Below are 25601 nucleotides of genomic sequence, written 5' to 3' on the forward strand. Positions count from 1 at the left end.
TGGCTTGAAATCATCATGATACACCCCATATGTGGAATATTGCATGAGAAAATATTAATTTGGAGCAAAATAGAATGGCTAAAATTATAGGTATAGACCTGGGTACTACAAACTCTTGTGTGGCTGTCATGGAAGGTGACAAACCGAAGGTAATTGAAAATAGTGAAGGTCACAGAACAACTCCTTCTATCGTAGCATTTACCGATGACAATGAAATATTGGTAGGCCAATCAGCCAAGCGTCAATCCGTGACTAACCCAGAGAAAACACTGTTCGCGATTAAACGATTAATTGGGCGTCGATTTGATGATCCTATTGTGCAAAAAGATATTAAGATGGTTCCCTACAAAATTATGAAAGCGGACAATGGCGATGCTTGGGTTAGAGTCAAGGATCAAGATAAGGCACCACCACAAATTTCTGCTGAAGTGCTAAGAAAAATGAAAAAAACAGCAGAAGATTATTTGGGTGAAGAAGTAAAAGAAGCAGTGATTACTGTACCTGCCTATTTCAACGATTCGCAACGCCAGGCAACCAAAGATGCTGGCCGTATTGCTGGCCTGGAAGTAAAACGAATCATTAATGAGCCTACCGCTGCTGCACTGGCTTATGGTATGGATAAAAAACGAGGTGATTCGGTTATTGCGGTATATGATTTAGGGGGAGGAACTTTTGATATTTCAATTATCGAAATTGCCGAAGTAGACGGAGAACATCAATTTGAAGTACTTGCAACCAATGGTGATACCTTCCTTGGTGGAGAAGATTTTGATTTGGCTTTAATTGAGTATTTAGCTTCCGAGTTCAAGAAAGACACTGGTATTGATTTGCATAATGATCCTCTGGCACTGCAACGCTTGAAAGAGGCTGCCGAGAAAGCAAAAATTGAATTGTCATCTGCACAACAAACTGATGTCAATTTGCCTTACATTACAGCAGATGCTTCTGGACCAAAACATTTAAATATCAAATTGACTCGCGCAAAACTGGAATCTTTAGTGGAGAAACTGGTTGAGAGAACTATTGAGCCATGTAAAACAGCTTTAAAAGATGCAGGGCTTACTGTCTCACAAATCAACGAAGTTATTCTGGTCGGTGGGCAAACTCGTATGCCTCTGGTACAAAAGACCGTGGAAGAATTCTTTGGCAAAGAACCTCGTAAGGATGTAAACCCTGATGAGGCTGTGGCAGTAGGTGCTGCAATTCAGGCAGCAGTATTGTCCGGTGAAGTGAAAGACATTCTTTTACTCGATGTCACTCCTTTGTCTCTCGGTATAGAAACCATGGGTGGTGTAATGACCAAACTCATTGAAAAAAACACAACTATTCCTACAAAGGCTACACAAGTGTTTTCAACAGCCGATGATAATCAGACAGCAGTGACTGTGCATGTATTGCAGGGTGAAAGAGAACAGGCTTCAGCAAACAAATCACTCGGCCGGTTTGATTTGCGTGATATCCCGCCTGCTCCTCGTGGTGTTCCGCAAATTGAAGTAACTTTTGATATCGATGCCAATGGTATCTTGAATGTTTCTGCTAAAGACAAGGCAACTGGCAAGGCACAATCGATTGTCATCAAAGCGTCCAGCGGTTTAAGTGAAGAAGAGGTTGCTGCTATGGTGAAAGATGCCCAATCGCATGCTGAAGAAGATAAGAAATTCAAAGAAATGGCAGAACTGCGCAATCAGGCAGATAGTTTGATCCATAGCTGTGAAAAATCCATGAAAGATTTGGCAGATGAGTTGTCTGAAGATGAGAAAAAAGGCATCGAAACAGCAATTTCTGAGCTGAAAGAGGCGGTGCAAGGAACTGACAAAGCTCGTATTGAAGACAAGCTGAAAGTATTGACAGATGCTTCCGCAAAAATGGCTGAACGTATTTATGCTAAAAAATCGTCTGAAGGTCAGGCAGCTCAGGGGCAAACACAATCTCAGGAATCTACAAAACGCGCGGAAGAGGGAGTTGTTGATGCTGAGTTTGAAGAAGTTAAAGAAGAGGATAAAAAGTAATTTAATATTACTCTGGCCCTCTGATTTAAGAGGGCGGAAGAAGGATTCATCGGGTTATAATAAATAAATTTTGGGTCGGGGCGACATTATCGTCCCGTTTGTCTATTGAATAGCACTTAAGATAATTTAGAGTCTTCATACGACTGAGAGAATTATAATTAAGTGATTGTTATAAATTGTGAGCAGTTATGGAACAGCGGGATTATTATGAACTTTTAGAAGTAAGTCGAAATGCGAGTGATGCAGAGATTAAAAAAGCATATCGCAGGCTGGCAATGAAATACCATCCCGATCGGAATCCAGGTGATACCTCTGCCGAAGAAAAATTTAAAGAAATTCAAAAAGCCTATAATATCTTGTCCGATAAGCAAAAACGCGCCGCTTATGATCAATTCGGCCATGCCGGAGTCGATCCTTCAATGAGTGGCGGCCCAGGTGGTTTTGGCGGATTTGGAGGATTTGGTGACGTTTTTGAAGATATTTTTGAGAATATTTTTTCAGGGGGGCGTGGGCATGGGCGTCAATCACGTGGACAAAGAGGCGCTGATTTGCAATTTAATGTGCAATTGACCCTTGAAGAAGCGGCTATAGGAAAAGAAGTTGAAATTACCGTTCCAAGACATGGTACTTGTACTGTTTGTGAGGGATCGGGGGCCAAAAAAGGCACAAGCCCAAAAACTTGTGAAACATGCCAGGGCATGGGGCAAGTCAGAATTCAACAAGGTTTTTTTTCCATACAACAAACCTGCCCCACTTGTCATGGTGAGGGAAAAATAATTTCTGATCCTTGTGCCAGTTGTCATGGTCAAGGAAGAGTTAGAGAAAGTAAAAAAATAAATGTCAAAATCCCGGCTGGAGTCGATAATGGTGATCGGGTCCGTTTAAGCGGAGAAGGTGAAGCAGGGGTGCATGGTGGTGGTTCAGGAGATTTATATGTTCAAATTAGCTTGAAAAAACATGCTATTTTTGAGCGCCATGAAAATGATTTGCATTGTGAAGTACCTATTAGTTTTGCAACTGCGGCGTTAGGAGGCTCAATCGAGGTACCCACTTTGGAAGGCCGGGTCACTTTAAAAATTCCAGCGGAAACTCAAACAGGCAAACTGTTCCGTTTGAGAAGTAAAGGGATGAAATCTGTCAGAGGATATGGACAAGGTGATTTGCTATGCAAGGTAGTTGTAGAAACACCAGTCAATTTATCTCGAGAGCAAAAAGAACTGTTAAATAAGTTACAGGATTCATTAGAGAATGCCAAGGGAACGCACTCACCTAAAACAAGCTCCTGGTTTGCTGGTGTGAAAAAATTCTTCGAAGACATGAAATTTTGACTTAATTAAGTTACAATTGGAAGATTTGTCGTTTTCAGCATGGATTGCCTATTTTACGCTGGATAAGCATACTTTGAACATAATTGAGTATATTCATGATTAATAAATCAGCAATTTTAGTTTTAGCTGATGGCACTGTTTATGAGGGCCTGTCAGTAGGGGCCACTGGTGATTCTGTTGGTGAGTTGGTTTTTAACACGTCAATGACTGGCTATCAGGAAATGCTTACTGATCCTTCGTATGCCAGACAAATAATTACCTTAACTACTGCTCATGTGGGAAATACGGGTTGTAACATGGAGGACATGGAGTCCACAAAAGTCTGGGCAGCCGGCCTCGTCATGAGAAACTGCACCGCAACCCCTAGCAATTACAGAGCTGAACAATCCTTCCCAGACTGGTTAAGTAAAAATGGAGTAGTTGCAATTTCTGGCATTGATACGCGCGCGCTTACACTGAAATTGCGTGAGAAGGGTTCTATCGGAGCTTGTATTAGCACCAATGTGGAGAAACCTGAAATTGCTGTGGCAAAGGCTAAATCCTTTGCTGGGCTTCAGGGTGCGGATTTGGCTTTAGAGGTTACGAGACAAACGATAGAGCGTTGGCATGAAGGTCGGGGAATGTGGAGTCTAGACAAACAGCCTCAACAGCTTCATGTTGTTGCCTATGATTTTGGTGTGAAACATAATATTTTACGTATCTTACATGATAAGGGATGCCATATTACTATAGTCCCTGCCAAAACTTCAGCAGAAGAGGTTTTAGCCATGAATCCTAATGGTGTCTTTTTATCCAATGGACCGGGTGATCCCCAAGCATGCGATTATGCCATCAAAGCAACACAGTTATTTTTAGACAATAATATTCCTCTATTTGGTATATGCCTTGGGTTTCAGATTTTGGCTTTGGCATGTGGTGGTATTACTAAAAAAATGAAATTTGGACATCATGGTTCCAATCATCCTGTAGTTGAAACAACTGGCAAAAAACGTGTTTTTATAACAAGCCAAAATCATGGTTTTGCTGTAGATGAGGATTCATTGCCCAATTGCCTGGAAGTTACGCATCGTTCACTATTTGATAACAGTTTACAGGGAATAAGGCACAAAACAAAACCGGCATTTGGTTTTCAAGGCCATCCAGAAGCAAGCCCTGGGCCACATGATATAGATATTTTATTTAATGAATTTGTAAATCTGATGAAATAGATTTTTAGCTTCAGAATTATTATTTTGGTAAGTGTGGCTTGTTTTAAGCCTGCTTACAATGATTGTAATACCCCTAAATGCTATCCATGGCTATTAAAGATTAGTAAAATGACATGGATTTACCAAAACAATGACTTTAACTTGTTTTGTGTACCAAGAAGAGATAAAGATTAGGGATACTAAAAAATAGAAAATACAGAGGGTATATAATGAATGAAGTCTATGTTTTTACCTCAGAGTCTGTTTCCGAGGGCCATCCTGATAAGATAGCTGATCAAATTTCAGATGCCATTTTGGATGCTATTTTAGCACAAGACCCAAAAGCACGAGTGGCTTGTGAGGTATTGGTTAAAACCGGTATGGTTTTAGTTGGTGGAGAAATTACGACGAAGGCTTGGGTTGATGTTGAAGAAATAACTCGTCATGTTATCAAGGACATTGGCTATAATAGTTCCCAGATGGGGTTTGATTGGGAATCTTGTGCAGTGCTTTCAGCGATTGGCAAACAATCACCAGACATAGCTCAAGGTGTCGATAATCAGCAAACTAAAACTCTGGGTGCCGGCGATCAGGGACTTATGTTTGGTTATGCCAGCCGTGAAACAGATGTTTTTATGCCTGCCCCTATTGCCTATGCGCATCGTTTGATGGAGAAATTAGCTAAAGCTCGTAAATCAGGCCAATTGCCCTGGTTAAGACCTGATGCAAAGTGTCAACTTACTTTGAAATATGAACAAGGGATACCGGTTGAAGTGGATACTGTTGTTTTTTCTACGCAGCATTCACCTGATATTGAGCATAAAGATTTGGTTGAGGCGATCCGTGAAGAAATTATTAAATCAGTTCTTCCTGCTGAATGGCTCAATAATAAGACCCGGTATTTCATTAATCCAACAGGACGCTTCGTAATTGGTGGTCCTTTGGGCGATTGTGGCTTAACCGGCCGTAAAATCATTGTTGATACTTATGGTGGTATGGCAAGACACGGCGGAGGCTGTTTTTCAGGTAAAGATCCTTCGAAGGTAGATCGCTCCGCAGCATACGCCGCAAGACATGTTGCCAAGAATATTGTGGCGGCTGGTTTGGCGGATAAATGCGAGTTACAGATTTCCTATGCTATTGGTGTTGCTGAACCTACATCTATTTTTGTTGATACTTTTGGTACTGGACGACTAAAAAACAGCGAAATAATTGATTTAATTCATACGCATTTTGATTTAACACCGCAAGGTATTATTAATCAACACGATTTGCTTCGTCCTATTTATAGGCAGACGGCAACTTATGGGCACTATGGCAGGGAGAATTTTCCATGGGAGCGATTGGACAAAGTAGCTGAATTAAGCAAGGCATTATAATTTTTTAAGGATAATCTAATGGAACTGGTAGAAGAAGGAGTACAGAAAATCAATACATTACAAGATTATAAAGTAGCAGATATTTCATTAGCGGACTGGGGGCGAAAAGAAATAGCGATAGCTGAAACCGAAATGCCGGGTTTAATAGCTTTACGCGAGGAATTTTCTGCGAGAAAACCACTTCAAGGCGCTCGGATTGCAGGTTGTCTGCATATGACGATTCAAACCGCAGTATTGATTGAGACCCTGGTTGCATTGGGTGCTGAAGTACGCTGGTCTTCCTGCAATATTTTTTCTACTCAGGATCATGCAGCTTCCGCTATTGCTACAAAAGGAATCCCTGTCTTTGCCTGGAAGGGCGAAACAGAAGAAGAATATTGGTGGTGTGTTGAGCAAACTTTAAGTGGCCCCAATGGTTGGACACCTAATTTATTATTAGATGATGGTGGGGATCTGACACAAGTTGTTCACCAGAAACATCCTAAATTACTGACTGCAATTAAGGGAGTATCTGAGGAAACCACTACAGGTGTAGCCAGGTTGTACGAAATGGCGAAACATGGACAATTAAAAATTCCAGCCATTAACGTTAATAATGCGGTGACCAAATCGAAATTTGATAATTTGTATGGATGTCGGGAATCCTTGCTTGATGGGTTAAAACGTGCAACAGATGTTATGATAGCTGGTAAGGTTGCCTTGATTCTAGGCTACGGTGACGTAGGGAAAGGTTGCGCCCAGGCCTTGCGTGGACAGGGAGCCACAGTACTTGTCGCAGAAATTGATCCTATTTGCGCACTTCAGGCAGCAATGGAAGGCTACAGAGTCGTCACTCTGGATGATGTTGCTGAACAAGTGGATATTGTAGTTACAGCTACTGGCAATTACCACGTTGTAACTCACGATCACATGAAACGTATGCGTAATCAGGCGATATTGTGCAACATAGGCCATTTTGATTCGGAAATTGATATTCAAAGCTTAAAACAGTATCAATGGGAAAATATCAAGCCGCAGGTTGATCATGTGATTTTTCCTGATGGAAAGCGGATTATTATCCTGGCTGAAGGGCGTTTAGTGAATTTGGGCTGCGCTACAGGCCATCCAAGTTTTGTTATGTCTGCTTCCTTTACCAATCAAGTATTGGCGCAGATCGAGCTCTTCCAAAACTCTAGCCAATACCAGAATCAAGTATATGTACTTCCAAAAGTTTTGGATGAAAAAGTAGCCCGTTTGCATTTGGGGCGTATTGGTGCAAAGTTAACTCAATTAAGTAATGAGCAGGCTAATTATATCGGCGTCGATAAAAATGGACCTTACAAGCCGGATCATTATCGTTATTAAACTAATTTTATTCAAGATTTAGTCAAGACAACTAAATCTTGAATTTTTTTACATTATTGGATCTTATACTCTAATATAGATTAGAATTAATTCACTTCTCACTTAAAAAAGAAAAGCCTGTTGATGGATCTGGTTATAGCGGCAAATTATCTTTCTACTCTGGAAAAATGTCTTGAACAATTTGGGATTAACCATTTTTTAGAAAAAATTGGCTTTGATCTGATAAGAGTACATGATCCTGATGCCTACTTAACTCAGGATGAATTTAACCAGGTTATTTTGGAAGCTTATAAATTAAGCAATTGCCCAGAATTGGGTTTGGTTTTTGGTCAAAACTTATCTATAGTCAATCACGGTTTTCTTGGGTATGCAGCAATGAGTAGTCCTACATTTGGAACTGCTATACAGACTATGCTCAGTTACCTTAATATACGAACCAATTTGTTGTCTCTGGAGTTACGCCAGTTTAATAATGAAAACAGTGCTTATATCAAGTTATTACCACACACAAAAGAAATGGTTTTATCACGTTTTATAACTGAATTGGCAATTACTCATCTTATTAAAATGAGAAATTTTTTGATTAGTTGTAATGGCCCGTTGCTCAAGATTGAGTTAAATTACGATGAACCTCCTTATGCAAAATATTATCAAACAATTTTTCAGACTAAAATTGTTTTTAATACAGAGGCTACTCGCGTTTGGTTTAAAGCGGAGGAACTGAATTATCCCATCCATTTTGCTGACGATGTCAGTTATCAGCTGGCAAAAAGGCAATTGCAAGAACTTGAAAAAAAAATGTCATTAAAAGAGGATATGGCAAGCAAGATTAAATCTATTTTAATCAATCAGAATTTAAATCATGTCAGCATGGATGAGATAGCCAGCCAATTATGTATGACTTCTCGTACTCTAAGACGTCATTTGCAGAGATTGGATGTGACTTATCAAGAGTTGCTTGATGAGGTAAGAGAGCAAAAGGCGAAGACGTTTTTGCTCAATAATAATATTTCTATGACTGAGATCAGTTTTTTATTGGGCTTTCATGATACATCCAATTTTTCAAAAGCATTCAAGCGATGGACAGGAATTACTCCCACAGAATATAGGGAAAAACATGGAATTCATTGATTGCTATGTCTTAATTTAACTCCATGGCTTGTTGATTCTTGAGTTGATATATATTCTCCTGCATACTGAGGAAGTTTTTTCATTTTAAAAAATTGGTCAAGGTTACCGATTGACTTTAAAAAGGAGATTGAAGTATGGGTTTGAAATCAGGAATATTCGGATTAAGTCTTTTATCGCTTGCTTGTGGCAGTTTTGCTATGACTGAAACTGAAACAATCAGGGTTATCATTAAATATAAACAGCAACCCGCCACTATTGCTTCACTAAAATCACAGGTCATTAAATCTGTTCAAATACCCGTTAAAGAAATGAAGCCTATGGCCAATGGCGCTTATTCGCTTATTTTTGATACATCGAATTCCGATGCTATTGTCAAGGTTAAAGAAGAAGATGTTACAGCCAAAGTTTTAGAACGTTTGCGCAAAAATCCTAATGTACTTTATGCAGTTAAAGACAGAATAGGACATTTTAAGCCTCTACCTGATCCAGTAATAAACCAGGACTTAAGTCAATTGTTATCCCATGAGAGTCAATGGGATGAATTCGAAAGGCCAGCGGGAATTCGTCTGGAATCCAAGCCTGGTTTAAGAGATGGTGCATGGGCATATACTACAGGAAAGTCCAGGAAGCCGATAGTTGTTGCGGTTTTAGATACTGGGATTGCATTGAATGACAGTTTGGTGAATAACCTTGTAAAAGATAATGAAGGTAATGTATTTGGATGGAATTTTGCCGGGAATAATAATGATTTATCTGATGAAACCAGATCCTACCATGGCACCCATGTTGCCGGTACCATTGCCGGTTATGGCGATGTCATGAACGGAGTTGGTGAGGATTTAAAAATTCTGACTGTTAAAATTCCTGCCGAGAATGGTATGTTTTATGAAAGCGCCGTGGTGAATAGTATCTATTGGGCTGTTGGAGGTGATGTTCCGGGAGTTCCTAAAAATATACATCCAGCCAAGGTATTAAATATGAGTTTTGGTGTCGATTTAGAGCCTGGGAAAGAAATTGATTATTGTGACGAAGCTTTGCAAGAGGCTTTATTCTTTGCTCGCAAAAAAGGGGCTGTAGTCGCGGTTGCTGCCGGAAATGATAATGTTTGGGAACATTATAATGCGCCTGCTGTGTGCAATGGAGCGATCAAGGTTGCATCCACCGGACCCGAAGGCTTGCGTTCATATTTTTCAAATTATGGGCCCAGTATAACCCTTGCAGCACCGGGAGGTGATAAGCGTTATGGCACTTCGGGAGGTATTTTATCTACCGTAAACCCGGGAGGTGGCTACAATTCATCAGGTTTTGATTTTTATCAAGGGACGAGCATGGCTTCGCCTCATGTAGCCGGGGTAGCAGGTTTAATTTTTGCTGTCAGTAATAAGATTTTGAAACCTGAACAAGTAGAACAAATTTTATATGTTACTACGCATGAATTTGGACAAAGCAATGACGCCAATAAATCTTGTGTCGGCAAAAAACCTTGTGGGCATGGAATATTGGATGCGGATAATGCTGTGCAGGCAGCATTAAATAGTTATGATGTCTTATTCTCAGCGCCTAAAATGACTGATCTGGCAATGCATGAATGTGGCGAGAATAGATTAAAACCTGGTAAAAATATCATTAATGACAGTAGTGCGACCTGGATTCAAGCTAAGTCAAGCTGTGAAACTGGTGCAAGCTACCAGAGTCCGCGTATTGAAAAAGCCAAGGATGGAAAGATTTATGCTTATTATGGATCCGTAAGCTATGAATTGGATCAATCAGCTTATAGAGAATGTCGTGTCGTTGGATATGATGGTGTAGGCTGTTATTTGTAATATCAAATGAAAATCGATTCTCAGTGTTATAGAGTTTTTGATGAGTGAAGTATTCAGAGCCAATTTACTGGTTATTTATGGAATCCTTCTCTCATCAAATGAAAAACTACGCATTCGCTCAGGCATTAAAGTATTAATAAAGATATCTGAAAATTACTCAAGCCAATTATTTAATATGTCAACAATTTTTTTGGCTTGTTCAGTACTCGAAATATTGAATTTGGATTTTTGCCAATATTGATTGTTACGTTTCTGATAACGCCGTATAGAGTATTTTACAGGACCGTAATCATTTTTTGTGTTATCCCAATCCTGGTATTTAAACATAATAGTAGTCCATGCTCCTTTGGATAGGATTTGTTTATCGAGTTCCCTGGTTGTTTCCACTCCATTTTCGTTAAAAGCAATTGTTATATCATCTATGGTTTCAGCCATTTGTTATACTTCCTCAATTATTTCCGATGGATTGTAATTTGCCGTCGACAAAAGTCAAGGAAAAGGCTGGTTGATATGGCCCTGGTTTATAAATCCAGATTTGTGGTTTTGTGGCTGTAGGAACCACTTGATTAATGTAAGTATTATTGACCAGATTTGGACTACCGCAAGCACCATAAACTTTAGTGGCAGGATCTCCGATTTGAATGCTTGCGTCGCCACACAAGGAAAAAGCGTTAGTATTACCGCCATTCACTCGAATATCCTGGACTTTATTATTGAGAATATCAACTTCCAATTGCACTCCACTACTACCTGTAGGTATATTCCATACGTCATAAAAAGCGGTACCTTGCGGTATATTTAATGATCCTGAATACAGGCCATCTGAGTTTCCCAGATTATTATAAATTAGTTGCTGCACAGGGATTTTTTGCAAAATAGGTTGATCAGATTCTTGTTTACTTAGCGGTTGTCCGCATGCAGCAATCACTTGCTCCATGCTCATACCAATATTGATATAACCATGATTCTGAGGGCAATACAAAGATTGTGCGCTCATTAAACGGAATGGCATAATTAGCAATAATAAACTCATAAGTAATATCGATTTCATAGCTTTTTCCATTAATCCGTATCAACTAATAGTATAGTTCTGTTTGTTTATTTTTGCTTTTATAATAACTTCCAGGGCAAAGAAGCGCTTAGGAACAGGGTAATAATTTTTAATATCACCATGATAATAAAGGGTGAGAAATCAAAACCTGAAATGTCCGGGACTATAATTCTGCCTAGTCGTAAAATTGGTGTTGTTATTACGCGCAAGAAATCACCAAGCGGATGTTGCCATTTGGGATTAACATAACTCATTATTACTCGAATCAGAACAGCAAAAAATAATATTTCGCAAGGTTGAATTATCAAATCAACAAGTATGTAGAGAAAAATAAAGAGAAATGGAATGATTGCATGATACATCAGTAAACTCAGTGAAATTATTTTAAAAAATTCCACCAGGATTAAAACCCCAAATGCTATCCAGTCGTATTTTTGTCCTGGTTGCAATGGATTTTTTATAATCCAATACAAGGGTTTCACTAGAGGATCAGTAATGGCATGGATTAATTGAGAGAATGGATTAATAGCACTGATACGAAAAAATCGTATAGCAATTCTAAGCCACAAACTGAAAATAACGATAGTAAATAATAAGGATAATAAAAAATACCCGACAGCAGTTAAACCAGCCATTGTTTTACCTCTTTAGATTGTATTCATTAATAAAGCCAGCAAATTTATTCATATGGTTTAGAAATGAATTGCTTAAGCAGTTTATTAACCTTCTATCATAACTCGAGCAAACCTTGTTCCACAATGATTGTTTGCTTGAACAGTTCAAGAATTAATACTAACGGAATGTGCCCAATATCTTCCTTAAAAAGTATTTTTAATTCAGTCGTTTAGTTTATCTTAATTCCCTCATTAAAAACATTTTTTGCCTTGACCTTGGGGTTTTTGTAAATCCTGACTGACATTAAAATAAAAGAAATCAATAGAGGACTTCTTGCGATAGAATTTTTCTTAACTCAAAAGAGTTATTCAACTTTTCCTAATTCATGAGCTTTCTGTTTCGCAGCTTTCATAGCAGAATAAATCAGTTCATCGAAATCTCCATGCAGGACTTGCAGAGCTGCGGCTGTTGTACCCCCGGGAGAAGTTACTTTTTTTCTCAGTTCGGTCAAACTTAACTGGCTATGTTGAGCTAATTGAAGTGATCCTGCAAATGTCTGTACGGCAAAGTGTTTGGCAGTCCTTTCTTCCAGGCCCAATTGGACCCCTGCATTAATCATCGCTTCAAGAAACAAAAATACGTAAGCAGGGCCACTGCCAGAAAGGGCTGTCAGAGTGTCCATGTCTTCTTCATCTTTAACCCAATCAGTAATCCCGATGCTTGAAAATAATTGTTCTGCCCATTTTTTTTGTTTCTTGTTTACAAATTCATTTGCAATCATTGATGTTGCTGCAAATCCAACTATAGCCGGGGTATTAGGCATGGTTCTTACGACCGCTTGTCCTTTTTTACAATATTTGGCAAACCAGGTCAGGGACAATCCCGCTGCCACTGAGATTAGAAGGCAACCTGATGAAATAAAAGGGTTAATCTCATTGACTACCTCACGCATTTGTGTGGGTTTTACTGCCAATATAATGACGTCTGCGTCTTTAGCCACTTCTTTATTATCGTAATGGGTGCGAATATTTTCTTTACTAATGCCTGCGGATAAGGATGGTGAGGCAGCTGACAAAGCGTATTTATTTTGCTTTTGTAAGTTGCGGGCAATTGCTTTCGCCATATTCCCATAGCCAATAAAACTGATATTCATCATAATTTACCTTTTCGTTCGCCAAAAATTGCTCGTCCAATTCGAACTATGGTCGAACCTGCTTTAATTGCCGGAACCAAATCATCACTCATACCCATTGATAACGTATCCATTTTTAAATGAAGTGTCTTATTGATGGATTCCTTGAGTTGATTGAGTTTAAGGAATAAATCGTACTGTGTTTGCATGTTGTTTTGCTGAGGAGGGATTGTCATCAGTCCCCTTAGTTGCAAATTAGGCAATTGCTTTACTTCGAGAGCAAGGTCGATGGCATGTTCTGGAGGAATGCCTGATTTTGTAGTTTCTCCAGCCAAATTAATTTGTAAACAGACATTGAGCGGTGGTAGTTGCTCAGATCTGAACTGGTTAAGAAGTTTGGCTGTTTTATTGCGGTCAATGCTGTGGACCCAATTAAAATATTTCGCTATTCCTTTGGTTTTATTACTTTGAATAGGTCCTATATAATGCCAAGAGATAGGCAGATCTTTTAATGCCAATATTTTTTCATGGGCCTCCTGAAAATAGTTTTCTCCAAAGTGTCTTATCCCTTGTTGGAATGCCTCTCTAATTAATTCGGGGCTTTGTTCCTTACTAACGGCCAATAATAAGACGCTGTTTGGTTGCCTGTTACTGGATAACTCTGTCTGGGTTATCAGTTCTCTTACTTTTTTTATGTTCTGACTAATACTCATATTAATCCTGGCTAATCAAAAGATGAGGCGTTTTGTTTTATTATAAAAAGAAGTATTAATTATGCATGAAGTGTAATGGTACTACAAAAAGATATCCATCATTGCTGGTAATCATTTCATGAGTTAATCTACAATATATAATGAAAAAATTGGCAGGGATTGTAGATTATGGATATTGCGGAATTGTTGGCATTTTCAGTTAAAAACAAGTCATCAGATTTGCATATTTCAGCTGGCATGCCTCCTATGATTCGTGTTGATGGCGATTTACGCAAAATTAATTTACCTCCATTAGAGCATAAAGACGTCATAAAGATTATTTATGACATAATGAATGACAGGCAAAGAAAAGAATATGAAGAATTTCTTGAAACAGATTTTTCCTTTGAAATAGCCAATCTGGCACGGTTCAGGGTTAATGCTTTCAATCAATCGCGCGGTGCCGCTGCTGTTTTCAGAACTATTCCTTCTGAAATTCTTAGCATGGAGGATTTAGGATTACCCCCAATTTTTAAAGAAATGGCCAGTTTTTCCAGGGGTCTGGTTCTGGTTACTGGCCCAACTGGATCAGGAAAAAGTACCACGCTTGCAGCAGTCATCGATTATATTAATTCAAGTCGTTATGAGCATATTTTGACAGTTGAAGATCCCATTGAGTTTGTTCATCAAAGCAAAAAATGTCTGGTCAACCAACGCGAAGTACACAAAGACACATTGAGCTTTAATGCCGCTTTGAGATCAGCGTTACGTGAAGATCCGGATATTATATTGGTGGGTGAATTACGCGATTTGGAAACTATACGCTTGGCAATGACTGCAGCAGAAACCGGGCATTTGGTTTTTGGAACATTGCATACCAATTCTGCAACAAAAACAATAAACAGGATAATTGATGTATTTCCCGCTGAAGAAAAATCGATGGTACGCTCCATGCTTTCTGAATCATTGCAAGCTGTCGTTGCTCAAAGTTTATTAAAAAAGAATAAAGGTGGTCGCGTTGCGGCGCTTGAAATTATGATGTGTACCGGGGCTATTCGTAATTTAATTCGTGAGGATAAGATAGCGCAAATGTATTCGTCAATTCAAACTGGTCAAGCCAAAGGAATGCAAACATTGGATCAACATTTGACTGAATTGGTTAGTAAAAATATTATTTCGAAACACACCGCTCATGAGGCTGCCCTCAACAAGTCATTATTTTAAATAGACTAGGCTCGCGAAAAAACCAAGGCCGAGACAGAAAATATTTTGGATAAGAAAGTTTAGATAAACTAAATGACCAAATTTAAGACATTATTTAACAAAGAGATTAGGGCGCAAGTCCAGATAGATTTCACTACAGTGTTCGTATTTACAGGAATTGAGCACAGGCAAGTTCCAGAACTGCTCAAAAACTTTGAAGATAGCAGTGCTAATAACTGCAATGAGATCTCTTCAGTTAGCTCAAAGCATTCCTGCAGAGATCTTTTGTTCAGGTTTGAAGTATTAATTTCTATAGCGAGCAACTGTTTATGCCAGGCTATTGTCAGGCATTTTTTTGGATTTCAATCAATTGAGGAATACCAATTTCAGCCAATGACAACATGCTGTTCAGTTGTTCTCGGTTAAAGGAGTTATCTTCAGCAGTGCCTTGAACTTCAATAAAATGTCCTTGTTCATTCATAACCACATTCATATCTGTTTCAGCAAGTACATCTTCTGCATAATCCAAATCCAGCACGGGTTGACCCCTATAAATACCTACAGATACGGCAGCTACATAATTAAAAGTTGGCATCTTCTTTATTTTTTCACGTTGAACCATCCAGTGAATGGCATCTCGCATAGCCACACAGCTGCCAGTTATAGCTGCTGTTCTGGTTCCCCCATCCGCTTGAATAACATCACAATCAAGAGTAATAGTATTTTCGCTCAATACCTTTAAATCGATACATGCTCTCAATGAGCGGCCTATGAGGCGTTGAATTTCCAATGTTCTGCCGCCTTGCTTACCTTTACTGGCTTCTCTTTCGGTACGGCTATGAGTTGCACGTGGGAGCATGCCATATTCAGCTGTTATCCACCCTTGGTTTTTACCTTTTAAAAACCGGGGAACTCCTTCGACGATTGATGCGTTACAAATCACTTTTGTCTGACCAAATTCGACTAATACAGAGCCTTCGGCATAATTGGTAAAATTACGTGTTATTGTAACGGGACGAAGTTGATCATGTTCACGATTACTGGGACGCATTAGAGATACTCCTCTGTAAAATGCCCAAGTATAACTCTTTAATACTTGAGTTGCACCCTAAATACATACGCTATTTGTACATTCTTTTCTCTTTTTTGTTAAATAATATTTTTAATCAAACCATTCGAACTGTTGCCATTCTTTGCGTTAGAAACAGTTGTTTTAAGTTTCAAGTTTGGTTTAAGGCCTGACTTTCAGGGACTGATGAGCAAGTTGTAGAGATTAATTGATGAGCAATACCTGTGCAATTCTTTTAATTTCAGGTATATTCGCGCAAGGTTAAAAAGTAGGTATTCTTTATGATTCATAGTATGACGGCTTTTTCTCGAATACAAAAGCAGTTTGATGTAGGTGATTTTTGTTGGGAAATCAGGTCTGTTAACCATCGCTATCTCGATGTCTCTTTTCGTTTGCCGGAGTCTTTTCGATTTCTTGAAGCAGAATTAAGATCCTTGCTTAGGGATAAGATACATCGGGGTAAACTGGAGTGCCATCTAAAGTACAAGGATACAAGTTGTGATAATCGGTCTATGCTTATAAATATAGGTACGATTAATGCATTAGTTGATTTAAGCAGTAAATTATCTGCCTCTCATCATCTGGCTAATGATATGACTGTCAGTCAAGTGCTTTCATGGCCAGGCGTTGTGGAGGCTAATCCGCTGGATATGGAGGAATTGTCTCAAATTGCTTTGGAGTTATTTCAGAAAAGTATCGATAAATTGTGTGAAGTCAGAGCTGGGGAAGGCAGGTCATTACAGGCATATGTTGAAGACCGATTGCAGGCTTTGCGCCAAGAAGTAATGAAATCCAAAAGCATTGTGGTTTCAATGAGTGCCAAGACTAAAGATAAATTACTTACGCGTTTGCATGAATTGAAAATGGACGTTCCAGAGACACGTATAGAGCAAGAAATGGCCTTGCTATTAGCCAAACTTGATGTGAGTGAAGAGTTGGACAGGTTAGAGACTCATATAGCGGAAGTAAGCCGCACTTTGAATGCAGAAAAGGTGACGGGTAGAAGACTGGATTTTTTAATGCAAGAATTAAATAGAGAGGCTAATACCCTAAGCTCAAAATCGGATTCAGCAGAGCTAACTTTATGTGCTGTTGAAATGAAAGTATTGATTGAGCAGATGCGTGAACAAATTCAGAATTTTGAGTAAATGATATGGTTAGTGATAATTCAGGAAATTTATACATTGTTGCAGCACCCTCCGGAGGAGGGAAAACAAGTTTGGTGAAAAAACTCATTGAAATGGTGGGGGAGATTGAAGTGTCAGTTTCTCATACGACCAGACCTATGAGACCTGGAGAACAAGAAGGAGTCGATTATTTTTTCGTTGATGAAGAACAATTTGTTTCTATGGTGAATGAAGGGGCGTTTATTGAGCATGCCAAAGTATTTAATCATTGGTATGGTACCTCAGTTGCTCAAATTAACAAACGGTTACAATTTGGAATTGACGTCGTTCTTGATATTGATTGGCAAGGAGCGGAACAAATTAGACATGCCTATCCGGACGCAGTAAGTGTTTTTATCATTCCTCCTTCTTTGGATGCATTAAAAGAACGCTTGATGAACAGGCGACAAGATAAGGATAATGTGATTAGTGAGAGAATGACCAAAGCACAGGATGAACTTGGTCATTATCCTGAATTTGATTATCTGATTGTTAATGATGATTTTGAAAAGGCAGCAATGGAATTACGGTCGATAGTAATTGCCAATAGGCTTCGAATTGAAAAACAGGTAAATAAACAAGCCAAATTGCTTTCTTTCCTGTTGTCATCGCAGTAAAATAAAAGATTTGAGCTAGTATTTGTTCTAATAACCCAGAGGTGGATTTTATGGCACGAGTAACAGTTGAAGATTGTTTGGAACATGTTAAAAACCGGTTTGAGCTGGTTATGGTTGCTACCAAACGAGCAAGGCAAATTGCAGTTCGAGGTGATCAACCCATGGTTGAATGGGAAAATGATAAACCTACTGTAGTTGCGCTAAGGGAAATTGCGGAAGGTTATGTTACAGCGGATATTTTGGATGAAGATTAAAATTAGTTATTGACTTTGCCTTGGGAATATTAGTCATTCTATAAAAATATACCTCTTGTTAATCAAGTTATGGTATTTAAGCAAAGCAAAGGGAACTAGGGCGAGGCATAAAACCGTATTTTGAGTTATGAGGTATAAATAGCCATGTTGGATACTAGGGAGTACTGCGTGAGCTACTTTAAAGAGCTCGATGAAGAGCTTAAATGCTATCTTGAGCAGGCGCAAATTGAAAAATGTTATCAAGCTTATTTGGTGGCTGAAAAAGCACATCATGGTCAAATGCGTCGTTCAGGTGAGCCTTATATTACGCACCCTGTAGCAGCTGCCCTCATTCTGGCAAGAATGAGGCTGGATTATCAAACTATCATGGCCACCCTGCTTCATGATGTCGTCGAAGATACCTCCATCAGTAAAGAAGAGTTAGTCAAACAATTTGGCGAAGAAGTCACTGCCCTTGTTGATGGCGTCACCAAGCTGACCAAAATTAAATTTGAATCAAAGGCTGAAGCTCAAGCGGAAAATTTTCGCAAGATGGTTTTGGCTATGGTTAAGGACATTCGCGTTATTATCGTTAAGTTGGCTGATCGCTTACATAATATGCGCACTTTAGGAGCAATGCCTGCAGGCAAGCGCAGACGAATTGCAATTGAAACGCTCGAGATTTATGCCCCTATTGCTAATCGTTTGGGTATGCATTCTATTTACATCGGCCTTGAGGATTTGGGTTTTCAAGCTTTATATCCTATGCGTTACAGGGCAATTAAGTCTGCTGTTGAAAAATCTCGGGGAAATCGAAGAGAGTTGACACAGACTATAGAGAAAGATTTGCAACACGCCTTATCGCAATTGAACATTCCCTATGAACAAGTATTTGGCAGGCAAAAGCATTTATACAGTATTTATAGAAAAATGAAGCAGAAAAAAGCATCCTTTACAGAAATTACGGATGTGTTCGCATTTCGCATCATTACAGAAGACATTGACTCCTGTTATAGAATTTTGGGAGCTTTGCACTGTACTTATAAACCTGTCCCACAACGATTTAAAGATTATATCGGAATTCCCAAAGCCAATGGTTATCAGTCATTGCATACCACTTTGTTTGGGCCTTTTGGTGTTCCTCTTGAGGTTCAAATACGCACAAGAGAAATGGATAAAGTAGCTGATAATGGTGTAGCAGCGCACTGGATCTATAAATCTTCCGGATTGGAAGTCAATGAAGCCCAACTTCGTGCCAGAGAGTGGGTTCAAAGTTTGCTAGAAATGCAAAGGAGCACAGGCAGTTCTCTTGAATTTATCGAAAACGTTAAAATAGATTTATTTCCTGATGAAGTATATGTTTTTACTCCTAAAGGGCACATTATGGAGTTGCCGAAAGGAGCCACTCCGGTAGATTTTGCTTACACCGTACACTCCGGGGTAGGAAACAGTTGTGTTGCAGCGAAAGTGAACAGGCGTTTGGTCCCTTTAAGCATTCCTTTATCCAATGGTCAAACCGTAGAGATTATTACAGCCCCGGGAGCACACCCTAACCCGGCTTGGCTGAATTTTGTTGTGACTGGAAAGGCAAGATCAAATATTCGTCATTTTCTGAAAAGCCAACAACACGCTGAGTCTATTGTTTTAGGCAAACGATTATTGGAGCAATCCCTTGCTGAATTATCCAGTGATTACGCAAAAGTACCTCCGGAAACATTGCAGGCATTGCTCAGCGATTTACACTATAAAACGGTTGATGACTTATTGTATGCGATAGGAATAGGCAATCAGATGGCAATGGTTATTGCCAAGCGGTTGGTGGTTTCGCAAGATGCCAATGAATCGGATAAGGGCAATAAAAAGCCTTTGGCCATTAAAGGCACTGAAGGAATGGTTGTGCATTTTGGTGAATGCTGCCAACCAATACCTGGAGATAATATAGTTGGTAAATTTCAACAAGGCAGAGGCATTATTGTTCATGCCAGTGACTGCACTACACTAAAAACAACTCGTAGTAATCCGGAACAGTTTATTGCTTTGCGTTGGGATGAGCAGGTTCAGGGTGAATATTGGGTAGACATTACTGTAGATGTAGCCAACGAAAGAGGTGTATTGGCTGCTTTAGCAACCGCTATTTCAGAAGCAGACTCTAATATAGGGAATATTAATGTGGATCCCAGAGATGGCCGTCATAATGCGGTCACTTTTTCCATCAGTGTTCGTGACAGAACCCATTTGGCTCGAGTCATGCGTCGATTAAGGGCAAATAAAGTAGTTATGCGGTTATATCGAAAAAAACAAGGGGAGATTTAATGCAACCAATCAATACAAAATTGGCGCCAAAAGCGATAGGCACGTACAGTCAAGCGATAAAAAGTGGTGAGATCGTTTTTCTTTCAGGGCAGATCCCATTAGATCCTGAAACAATGCAAATCTGCAGCGATGATATTAAATTACAAATTACTCAAGTCCTGGAAAATTTATCAGCTGTATGTGAAGAGGCTGGTGGTAGTCTGGCCAATATTGTCAAATTAAACGTCTATCTCACTGATTTAACTCATTTTCCCTTAATTAACGAAGCGATGAGTCGATATTTTTCAGAGCCTTATCCTGCAAGAGCGGCAATCGAAGTCTCCGCATTACCTAAGGGTGCCAAGGTTGAAATGGATGGGATTCTGGTTTTGTCTGCATCCGCATAATCATGAGTGATGATCAATACGCTCGCACAGGGCGTCTGATGTTCTTATTTGTTTGGATTATATTTTTTATAGGGATGTTTTTATTCTTTTACTATTACGATAAACAAGAAAGTACCATTTTTGTAGCTAGTCGTACTGAGTATGTATTAAGCGCTGATAATAAAGGACATTATTGGATAAAAGGCAAGATTAATGAATATCCTGTAGAGTTTTTAGTGGATACTGGCGCTACTTTGGTAGCAATACCGCAAGGACTGGCTAAGGATTTAAAAATTACCGGTCGATATCCTGTTACCATAGAAACCGCCAATGGAAAGGTAACTGGATTTTTAACTCGTTTGCAACATTTGTCATTTGGAGAGTTTCACTTACAGAATGTCAAAGCGGTCATAATCCCTGAAAATGATGATAATACGGTGTTATTAGGAATGAATGTCTTATCACAATTTCATATGATTCAGCAGAGCAAACAATTGATATTAAAAAGACAGTAAACTGACAGTATGTTTTCAATAAAATGAGATCAAACAGATTTATTTAAATAGAGAGTTTTGATGAGTATAGTTTCCCTTAACGGTGCGTCTTTAATCTTGGCCGGCAATTGTATTCTGGACCGTGCAGATTTACAGATTCAGCCGCAGGATAGAATTGCTCTTGTTGGACGCAATGGCGCTGGAAAATCAACATTGCTGAAGATACTACAAGGGGAGTTGGTGCTTGATAGTGGACAAATTCAACGCTCATCCGGTTTGCGTATTTCTGGTTTAGTTCAGGAAGTCCCAGGTGCTGAGGGAGAGTCAGTGTACCATTTTCTTGTTAAAAGCTTAGGTGAAACAGGGGAAGTATTGTCCCAGTTTCATGAGTTTACGAAACAAGGAGATATGGATAAATTGGCCAAGTGTCAGCAGCGAATGGACAACTTGAATGCATGGCATTTATTACCTGAAATTGAAACAATGGCAAGCCGATTGGGAATAGATATTCATGAGCAGATGTCTAATCTCTCAGGCGGTATGAAACGACGCGTATTATTAGGTGCGGCACTGCTTGCGAAACCTGATTTATTGTTACTGGATGAACCTACCAACCACTTGGATGTCGAAGCAATTGAATGGCTAGAGAATTATTTAAAATCCTTTTCTGGCGCTGTAATGGTAGTAACTCACGACAGGGAATTCTTAAGCCAGATAGCGACAATCATCCTTGAAATCGATCGTGGAAAATTGTATCTACACCATTGCAATTATGAAATTTACCTTGACAGGCGTGAATCGATAAGGCTTAGAGAACAAAAACAAAATGATTTGTTTGACAAACGGCTTGCAGAAGAAGAAGCCTGGATACGTACAGGTATCAAGGCAAGACGCACTCGTAATGAGGGCAGAGTCAGGGCATTAAAGGCAATGAGAGAGCAGTACAAAGCACGTCGTAATCAGTTAGGAACAGTGAAATCCTTAAATTTGGATGTAAGCCGTTCTGGTGCTCTTGTAGTAGAAGCAGACAAAGTGAGTTATGCAATTAACGACAAACCCATTATAAAAGATTTTTCTTTATTAATGACAAGAGGAGACAAGCTTGGGATTATCGGCCCCAATGGTTGTGGCAAAACTACTTTAGTTCGATTAATGCTGGGAGAAATTAAACCTGATGCTGGAACTATAAAATTAGGGACAGGGCTTCAGGTAGCCTATTTTGATCAGTTACGCCGACATTTGCTTGAAGATCAAACAGTCATGTTTAATGTGGGGGAAGGGGCTGATTATGTAACAATTAATGGTAAGCAAAAACATGTTGCCAGTTATTTGAAAGAGTTTTTATTTTCCTCTGATCGATTTAATCAGCCAGTATCTTCCTTGTCTGGAGGGGAAAGAAACAGATTATTACTGGCAAAACTTTTTGCCAAACCGGTTAATTTACTCGTAATGGATGAACCAACTAATGATTTGGATATAGAAACTCTGGAACTTCTTGAAGCTGTATTAGCTGATTATCCTGGTACTTTAATACTAATCAGTCATGATAGAGCGTTTATTAATCAAGTAGTTACCAGTGTGTTGGTTTATGAAGGAAATGGTAAGTTTAATGAATTTGTTGGTGGTTATGACGATTATAAAAAACATCAATTAACACGAAATGAGCAGCAAACGAAATCCCCAGTTTCAAAACGGAGTAGCCCAGAGAAAGCCAAAAATTTATCTTTTAATGAACAACGTGAGTTATCGAAGTTGCCGCAACAGATTGAAACCGTAGAGAAAAAAATTGAAGCACTGCATTCACAAATGGCCTCACCTGAATTTTATCAGCAAGATGCCAAGATTATTTCAGAGGTAACTCAGCTGCTAGCCAAGGAAGAGGCATTGTTAAATCGATATTTTGCTCGTTGGGAAGAGCTGGAAGAGAAAAAATAAAAAAGTATTTGGTTAATTGATAAGTTTAAGTGAAAAACAATAAAAAGATATCTTTAAATAAAATTAAAAATAGGATTTAAAATGCTTTTAACCTTGGCTTTGGTTATTTTATTTGCAACAATTATGGTTTTCTTCTCTCAAGAATTCATTAGAACCTTTAAAAAAATTTTGGCAATCAGAGGGGCTAAATTACTCGTTCCTTTAGGCATCGCTTCTTGGCTAATTTATAATTTTGATTATTTATTTATCTGGGTAATTTATTATATTCGAGAAGTATTGCAAGCTGTGTTAGCTTTTTTGACGCGGATTATGCCTTTTAAGCCATATTCCACATCGATAGCACTCATTATACTACTCACTACTGTTTCAGTGGGACCTGTATTATTACTGGACCTGATCTATCGCAAACGAACTTACAAGGGTTATGCTTATCCCTATTTAACAAGTACCCTGATTTTAATTTTCTGTACGCTGATCTTGCTCGTAGTCTCTTAAACAGATAATAAAACGAATGATGTTAATTTTCTAAGAAAATGAATAAATTCCTGATAATTGATTTTAAGACTAAAGTTCGGTGTATAATTGCACCAATTTGTTTTTAGGTTGTTTTATGAATAAGCAAGATTTTTATTTTGATTTGCCTTCCGAATTAATAGCCCAATATCCTCTAGCGAATAGAAGTGATTCACGGCTTTTAATTTATAATCGACAGACAGAAGAATATGGCCATTATCAATTCCGGGAAATTGCAGATTTCTTACAACCAGGGGACTTATTGGTAATGAATGACAGTAAAGTGATACCTGCACGCTTATACGGCCACAAAGCCACTGGCGGCAAGGTTGAACTGTTAGTAGAGAGGATAACTGGCGATTTTACCTTCCTGGTCCATATCAAAGCAAGCAAATCATTAAAATCAAATGATCTCATTTATCTTAATGCTGGTAAGCGGCTTGAAGTATTACAGAAGCAGGATGATTTATTTCTTTGTAAGGCGAGCGAAAATATTTTAGATCTTTTAAATGATCTCGGACATATTCCTTTACCACCTTATATTGCCAGAGAAGATGAATCACTGGATAAGGAGAGATATCAAACCGTCTATGCGAAGTGCGCGGGGTCTGTTGCTGCGCCTACAGCAGGATTGCATTTTGATGATGCTGTTTTATCCAGTATTAGAGCGCGAGGAGTTAATATTGCTTATGTCACTCTTCATGTAGGGGCAGGAACATTCAGGCCGGTTCGCTGTGAACGCATTCAGGATCATAAAATGCATAGTGAGTGGTTTACGGTTAGTCCTGATCTGTGTGCTGCAGTGAAGGCTGCCAAATCTATGGGAAATAGAGTAATTGCTGTTGGAACTACTGCATTACGCAGCCTTGAAAGCGCTGCTATGGGAGGAGAGCTAATTCCATGTAGTCGTGATACCGATATTTTCATTTATCCTGGCTATCAGTTTAAAGTTTGTGATGGATTAATAACTAATTTTCATTTGCCGGAATCAACTCTGGTGATGCTGGTGTCGGCTTTTATTGGACACCAGGAGTGTATGGCTCTTTATCAAGAAGCAATCGATAAGAGGTATCGTTTTTTTAGTTATGGAGATGCCAGTTTATTGTTATAAAGTTTTCTGGAATGTAATAATGGTGGCTACAGTTAGAGGGTAGCGGATGTTGAGCACAAATCAAAATTTTGTTCCTGTTTTAAATACTGAAGCAGGACTATGTCTTACTGCGGCCAATTGGCAAGAAATTAAGATTACAATTGCATCTTGTTATCTGGATTTATTGTTATTAAAGCCAGGATATTCATTATTGAAGAATATTACTGATTTCACCAAATATCTAGGGTGGTCAGGTCATCTCATCCTCAATGCGAGCCGACTTGTATCAGATAAAAACGGGATGGTGATATTAATTTCACCTTATGACGGAAGTCGAATCAAATTAACTAACACAGAGTTAGTGCATTTGATTTTGCATATTAAGCCCGCCGCAGTGCTTTTACCTGAAACGCTTATGAGTCGTTTTTCCGGGCTATGGGAGCAATGGGATGATACTATATTGCCTTTTTTGTCAACGAGGCAACTTGAAACCTTGCAGGTGCCTAGAAAACATGGTTTGTATTTCAATTTCAGTGAAGCAAAATATCATGATGATTTCTTGAGTCAATTGCAAAAATGGTCTGAATTACCTCTTTATGTCTCTGGTCCTATCGGTCCTGATTTAATCGAGGATTTAAACAGGAAGAAATCGATTTTAATCGAATCGGATGAGCCTGCAAAAAATGCCATGCGGGGCATTGTTTACGGCCGCCAAGGGAATGTTGATTTAACGGATGAAAGCCAGGCTTTCAATTTTCAGCTGATTGATGAGAATTGCTCATGTCCTACTTGTTCAGCACAGTTGACAAGAGCTTATCTGCATCATTTGTTAGCTAATACCCCATTACTATGTCAGAGATTCTTGACTCAACATAATGCGTATTACGTTCAAGGTAATTAACTATTCATTTA

At 38.9% G+C, this 25601-nt stretch carries 24 protein-coding genes; 18 read left to right on the forward strand and 6 right to left on the reverse strand.

Annotated features, from left to right (window positions below; all coding sequences use genetic code 11):
- Window positions 1-74: 74 nt before the first annotated feature.
- From dnaK to OQI99_RS02450, 7 genes are all read left to right on the forward strand, one after another.
- On the forward strand, window positions 75-2009 hold the full coding sequence (gene dnaK, locus OQI99_RS02420; RefSeq protein ID WP_061514385.1) for a molecular chaperone DnaK: 1935 nt from the start codon (window positions 75-77) through the stop codon (window positions 2007-2009).
- A gap of 188 nt (window positions 2010-2197) precedes the next feature.
- A complete protein-coding gene (gene dnaJ / locus OQI99_RS02425) occupies window positions 2198-3337 on the forward strand; it encodes a molecular chaperone DnaJ (protein WP_265731259.1) in 1140 nt (379 codons plus the stop codon).
- Between the two features lie 95 nt (window positions 3338-3432).
- Window positions 3433-4545, forward strand: a complete 1113-nt coding sequence (carA, locus tag OQI99_RS02430) for a glutamine-hydrolyzing carbamoyl-phosphate synthase small subunit (RefSeq protein ID WP_265731260.1) — start codon at window positions 3433-3435, stop codon at window positions 4543-4545.
- Between the two features lie 209 nt (window positions 4546-4754).
- Window positions 4755-5903 (forward strand): methionine adenosyltransferase, encoded by a 1149-nt coding sequence (gene metK / locus OQI99_RS02435; protein ID WP_265731261.1) that lies wholly within the window; start codon window positions 4755-4757, stop codon window positions 5901-5903.
- 18 nt (window positions 5904-5921) lie between these two features.
- Window positions 5922-7247, forward strand: a complete 1326-nt coding sequence (gene ahcY, locus OQI99_RS02440) for an adenosylhomocysteinase (RefSeq protein ID WP_061514381.1) — start codon at window positions 5922-5924, stop codon at window positions 7245-7247.
- A 123-nt stretch (window positions 7248-7370) separates the two neighbouring features.
- Window positions 7371-8378: an AraC family transcriptional regulator gene (locus tag OQI99_RS02445; protein ID WP_061514380.1), complete on the forward strand. Its 1008-nt coding sequence runs from the start codon at window positions 7371-7373 to the stop codon at window positions 8376-8378.
- Between the two features lie 134 nt (window positions 8379-8512).
- Window positions 8513-10201 (forward strand): S8 family peptidase, encoded by a 1689-nt coding sequence (locus OQI99_RS02450; RefSeq protein WP_265731262.1) that lies wholly within the window; start codon window positions 8513-8515, stop codon window positions 10199-10201.
- A 153-nt stretch (window positions 10202-10354) separates the two neighbouring features.
- On the opposite strand, the gene OQI99_RS02455 is transcribed toward OQI99_RS02450, so the two are convergent.
- From OQI99_RS02455 to OQI99_RS02475, 5 genes are all read right to left on the reverse strand, one after another.
- Entirely contained in the window at window positions 10355-10636 is a 282-nt protein-coding gene (locus OQI99_RS02455; protein WP_010947734.1) for a hypothetical protein, read from the reverse strand.
- Between the two features lie 13 nt (window positions 10637-10649).
- Entirely contained in the window at window positions 10650-11252 is a 603-nt protein-coding gene (locus tag OQI99_RS02460; RefSeq protein WP_061514378.1) for a DUF2845 domain-containing protein, read from the reverse strand.
- A gap of 59 nt (window positions 11253-11311) precedes the next feature.
- Window positions 11312-11887, reverse strand: a complete 576-nt coding sequence (locus OQI99_RS02465) for a YggT family protein (protein ID WP_061514377.1) — start codon at window positions 11885-11887, stop codon at window positions 11312-11314.
- Between the two features lie 344 nt (window positions 11888-12231).
- Complete coding sequence (proC, locus tag OQI99_RS02470) at window positions 12232-13020, reverse strand: pyrroline-5-carboxylate reductase (RefSeq protein ID WP_322783711.1); 789 nt, start codon at window positions 13018-13020, stop codon at window positions 12232-12234.
- On the reverse strand, window positions 13020-13712 hold the full coding sequence (locus OQI99_RS02475; RefSeq protein WP_061514375.1) for a YggS family pyridoxal phosphate-dependent enzyme: 693 nt from the start codon (window positions 13710-13712) through the stop codon (window positions 13020-13022). The genes proC and OQI99_RS02475 overlap by 1 nt, the downstream gene beginning before the upstream one ends.
- 168 nt (window positions 13713-13880) lie before the next feature.
- On the opposite strand from OQI99_RS02475, the gene OQI99_RS02480 reads away from it, so the two are divergent.
- On the forward strand, window positions 13881-14915 hold the full coding sequence (locus OQI99_RS02480) for a type IV pilus twitching motility protein PilT (protein WP_061514374.1): 1035 nt from the start codon (window positions 13881-13883) through the stop codon (window positions 14913-14915).
- Window positions 14916-15237: 322 nt separating this feature from the next.
- Here the strand turns inward: OQI99_RS02480 and rph are convergent, their stop codons facing one another.
- Window positions 15238-15945, reverse strand: a complete 708-nt coding sequence (gene rph, locus OQI99_RS02485; protein ID WP_265731264.1) for a ribonuclease PH — start codon at window positions 15943-15945, stop codon at window positions 15238-15240.
- A gap of 299 nt (window positions 15946-16244) precedes the next feature.
- Here rph and OQI99_RS02490 point away from each other — a divergent pair, with 299 nt between their 5' ends.
- From OQI99_RS02490 to OQI99_RS02535, 10 genes are all read left to right on the forward strand, one after another.
- Window positions 16245-17111 carry a YicC/YloC family endoribonuclease gene (locus OQI99_RS02490; protein ID WP_265731265.1) on the forward strand — a complete coding sequence of 289 codons (867 nt, stop codon included), beginning with the start codon at window positions 16245-16247 and terminating at the stop codon, window positions 17109-17111.
- A gap of 5 nt (window positions 17112-17116) precedes the next feature.
- On the forward strand, window positions 17117-17746 hold the full coding sequence (gene gmk / locus OQI99_RS02495) for a guanylate kinase (protein WP_061514371.1): 630 nt from the start codon (window positions 17117-17119) through the stop codon (window positions 17744-17746).
- Window positions 17747-17796: 50 nt separating this feature from the next.
- The gene (gene rpoZ, locus OQI99_RS02500; RefSeq protein ID WP_011214258.1) at window positions 17797-18000 is read left to right on the forward strand and encodes a DNA-directed RNA polymerase subunit omega; all 204 of its coding nucleotides are present in this window, start codon (window positions 17797-17799) and stop codon (window positions 17998-18000) included.
- A 144-nt stretch (window positions 18001-18144) separates the two neighbouring features.
- Window positions 18145-20292, forward strand: coding sequence for a bifunctional GTP diphosphokinase/guanosine-3',5'-bis pyrophosphate 3'-pyrophosphohydrolase (gene spoT / locus OQI99_RS02505; RefSeq protein ID WP_080447547.1), 2148 nt, complete (start codon window positions 18145-18147; stop codon window positions 20290-20292).
- Window positions 20292-20678: a RidA family protein gene (locus tag OQI99_RS02510; protein ID WP_061514369.1), complete on the forward strand. Its 387-nt coding sequence runs from the start codon at window positions 20292-20294 to the stop codon at window positions 20676-20678. The genes spoT and OQI99_RS02510 overlap by 1 nt, the downstream gene beginning before the upstream one ends.
- Before the next feature lie 2 nt (window positions 20679-20680).
- Window positions 20681-21172: a retropepsin-like aspartic protease family protein gene (locus tag OQI99_RS02515; RefSeq protein ID WP_061514368.1), complete on the forward strand. Its 492-nt coding sequence runs from the start codon at window positions 20681-20683 to the stop codon at window positions 21170-21172.
- A 60-nt stretch (window positions 21173-21232) separates the two neighbouring features.
- Complete coding sequence (locus tag OQI99_RS02520; RefSeq protein WP_265731266.1) at window positions 21233-23086, forward strand: ATP-binding cassette domain-containing protein; 1854 nt, start codon at window positions 21233-21235, stop codon at window positions 23084-23086.
- Window positions 23087-23167: 81 nt separating this feature from the next.
- On the forward strand, window positions 23168-23581 hold the full coding sequence (locus tag OQI99_RS02525) for a hypothetical protein (RefSeq protein WP_014844293.1): 414 nt from the start codon (window positions 23168-23170) through the stop codon (window positions 23579-23581).
- A gap of 115 nt (window positions 23582-23696) precedes the next feature.
- The gene (gene queA / locus OQI99_RS02530; protein WP_265731267.1) at window positions 23697-24710 is read left to right on the forward strand and encodes a tRNA preQ1(34) S-adenosylmethionine ribosyltransferase-isomerase QueA; all 1014 of its coding nucleotides are present in this window, start codon (window positions 23697-23699) and stop codon (window positions 24708-24710) included.
- A 46-nt stretch (window positions 24711-24756) separates the two neighbouring features.
- A complete protein-coding gene (locus tag OQI99_RS02535; RefSeq protein ID WP_265731268.1) occupies window positions 24757-25590 on the forward strand; it encodes a queuine tRNA-ribosyltransferase in 834 nt (277 codons plus the stop codon).
- Window positions 25591-25601 lie beyond the last annotated feature (11 nt).

The organism is Legionella sp. PATHC039 (genome assembly GCF_026191275.1).
Lineage (GTDB): Bacteria > Pseudomonadota > Gammaproteobacteria > Legionellales > Legionellaceae > Legionella > Legionella pneumophila.

Coding starts and splice junctions, on each gene's coding strand:
- dnaK (WP_061514385.1), top strand. CDS start 75: ATGGCTAAAATTATAGGTATAGACCTGGGTACTACAAACTCTTGTGTG.
- dnaJ (WP_265731259.1), top strand. CDS start 2,198: ATGGAACAGCGGGATTATTATGAACTTTTAGAAGTAAGTCGAAATGCG.
- carA (WP_265731260.1), top strand. CDS start 3,433: ATGATTAATAAATCAGCAATTTTAGTTTTAGCTGATGGCACTGTTTAT.
- metK (WP_265731261.1), top strand. CDS start 4,755: ATGAATGAAGTCTATGTTTTTACCTCAGAGTCTGTTTCCGAGGGCCAT.
- ahcY (WP_061514381.1), top strand. CDS start 5,922: ATGGAACTGGTAGAAGAAGGAGTACAGAAAATCAATACATTACAAGAT.
- OQI99_RS02445 (WP_061514380.1), top strand. CDS start 7,371: ATGGATCTGGTTATAGCGGCAAATTATCTTTCTACTCTGGAAAAATGT.
- OQI99_RS02450 (WP_265731262.1), top strand. CDS start 8,513: ATGGGTTTGAAATCAGGAATATTCGGATTAAGTCTTTTATCGCTTGCT.
- OQI99_RS02455 (WP_010947734.1), bottom strand. CDS start 10,636: ATGGCTGAAACCATAGATGATATAACAATTGCTTTTAACGAAAATGGA.
- OQI99_RS02460 (WP_061514378.1), bottom strand. CDS start 11,252: ATGAAATCGATATTACTTATGAGTTTATTATTGCTAATTATGCCATTC.
- OQI99_RS02465 (WP_061514377.1), bottom strand. CDS start 11,887: ATGGCTGGTTTAACTGCTGTCGGGTATTTTTTATTATCCTTATTATTT.
- proC (WP_322783711.1), bottom strand. CDS start 13,020: ATGAATATCAGTTTTATTGGCTATGGGAATATGGCGAAAGCAATTGCC.
- OQI99_RS02475 (WP_061514375.1), bottom strand. CDS start 13,712: ATGAGTATTAGTCAGAACATAAAAAAAGTAAGAGAACTGATAACCCAG.
- OQI99_RS02480 (WP_061514374.1), top strand. CDS start 13,881: ATGGATATTGCGGAATTGTTGGCATTTTCAGTTAAAAACAAGTCATCA.
- rph (WP_265731264.1), bottom strand. CDS start 15,945: ATGCGTCCCAGTAATCGTGAACATGATCAACTTCGTCCCGTTACAATA.
- OQI99_RS02490 (WP_265731265.1), top strand. CDS start 16,245: ATGATTCATAGTATGACGGCTTTTTCTCGAATACAAAAGCAGTTTGAT.
- gmk (WP_061514371.1), top strand. CDS start 17,117: ATGGTTAGTGATAATTCAGGAAATTTATACATTGTTGCAGCACCCTCC.
- rpoZ (WP_011214258.1), top strand. CDS start 17,797: ATGGCACGAGTAACAGTTGAAGATTGTTTGGAACATGTTAAAAACCGG.
- spoT (WP_080447547.1), top strand. CDS start 18,145: ATGTTGGATACTAGGGAGTACTGCGTGAGCTACTTTAAAGAGCTCGAT.
- OQI99_RS02510 (WP_061514369.1), top strand. CDS start 20,292: ATGCAACCAATCAATACAAAATTGGCGCCAAAAGCGATAGGCACGTAC.
- OQI99_RS02515 (WP_061514368.1), top strand. CDS start 20,681: ATGAGTGATGATCAATACGCTCGCACAGGGCGTCTGATGTTCTTATTT.
- OQI99_RS02520 (WP_265731266.1), top strand. CDS start 21,233: ATGAGTATAGTTTCCCTTAACGGTGCGTCTTTAATCTTGGCCGGCAAT.
- OQI99_RS02525 (WP_014844293.1), top strand. CDS start 23,168: ATGCTTTTAACCTTGGCTTTGGTTATTTTATTTGCAACAATTATGGTT.
- queA (WP_265731267.1), top strand. CDS start 23,697: ATGAATAAGCAAGATTTTTATTTTGATTTGCCTTCCGAATTAATAGCC.
- OQI99_RS02535 (WP_265731268.1), top strand. CDS start 24,757: ATGTTGAGCACAAATCAAAATTTTGTTCCTGTTTTAAATACTGAAGCA.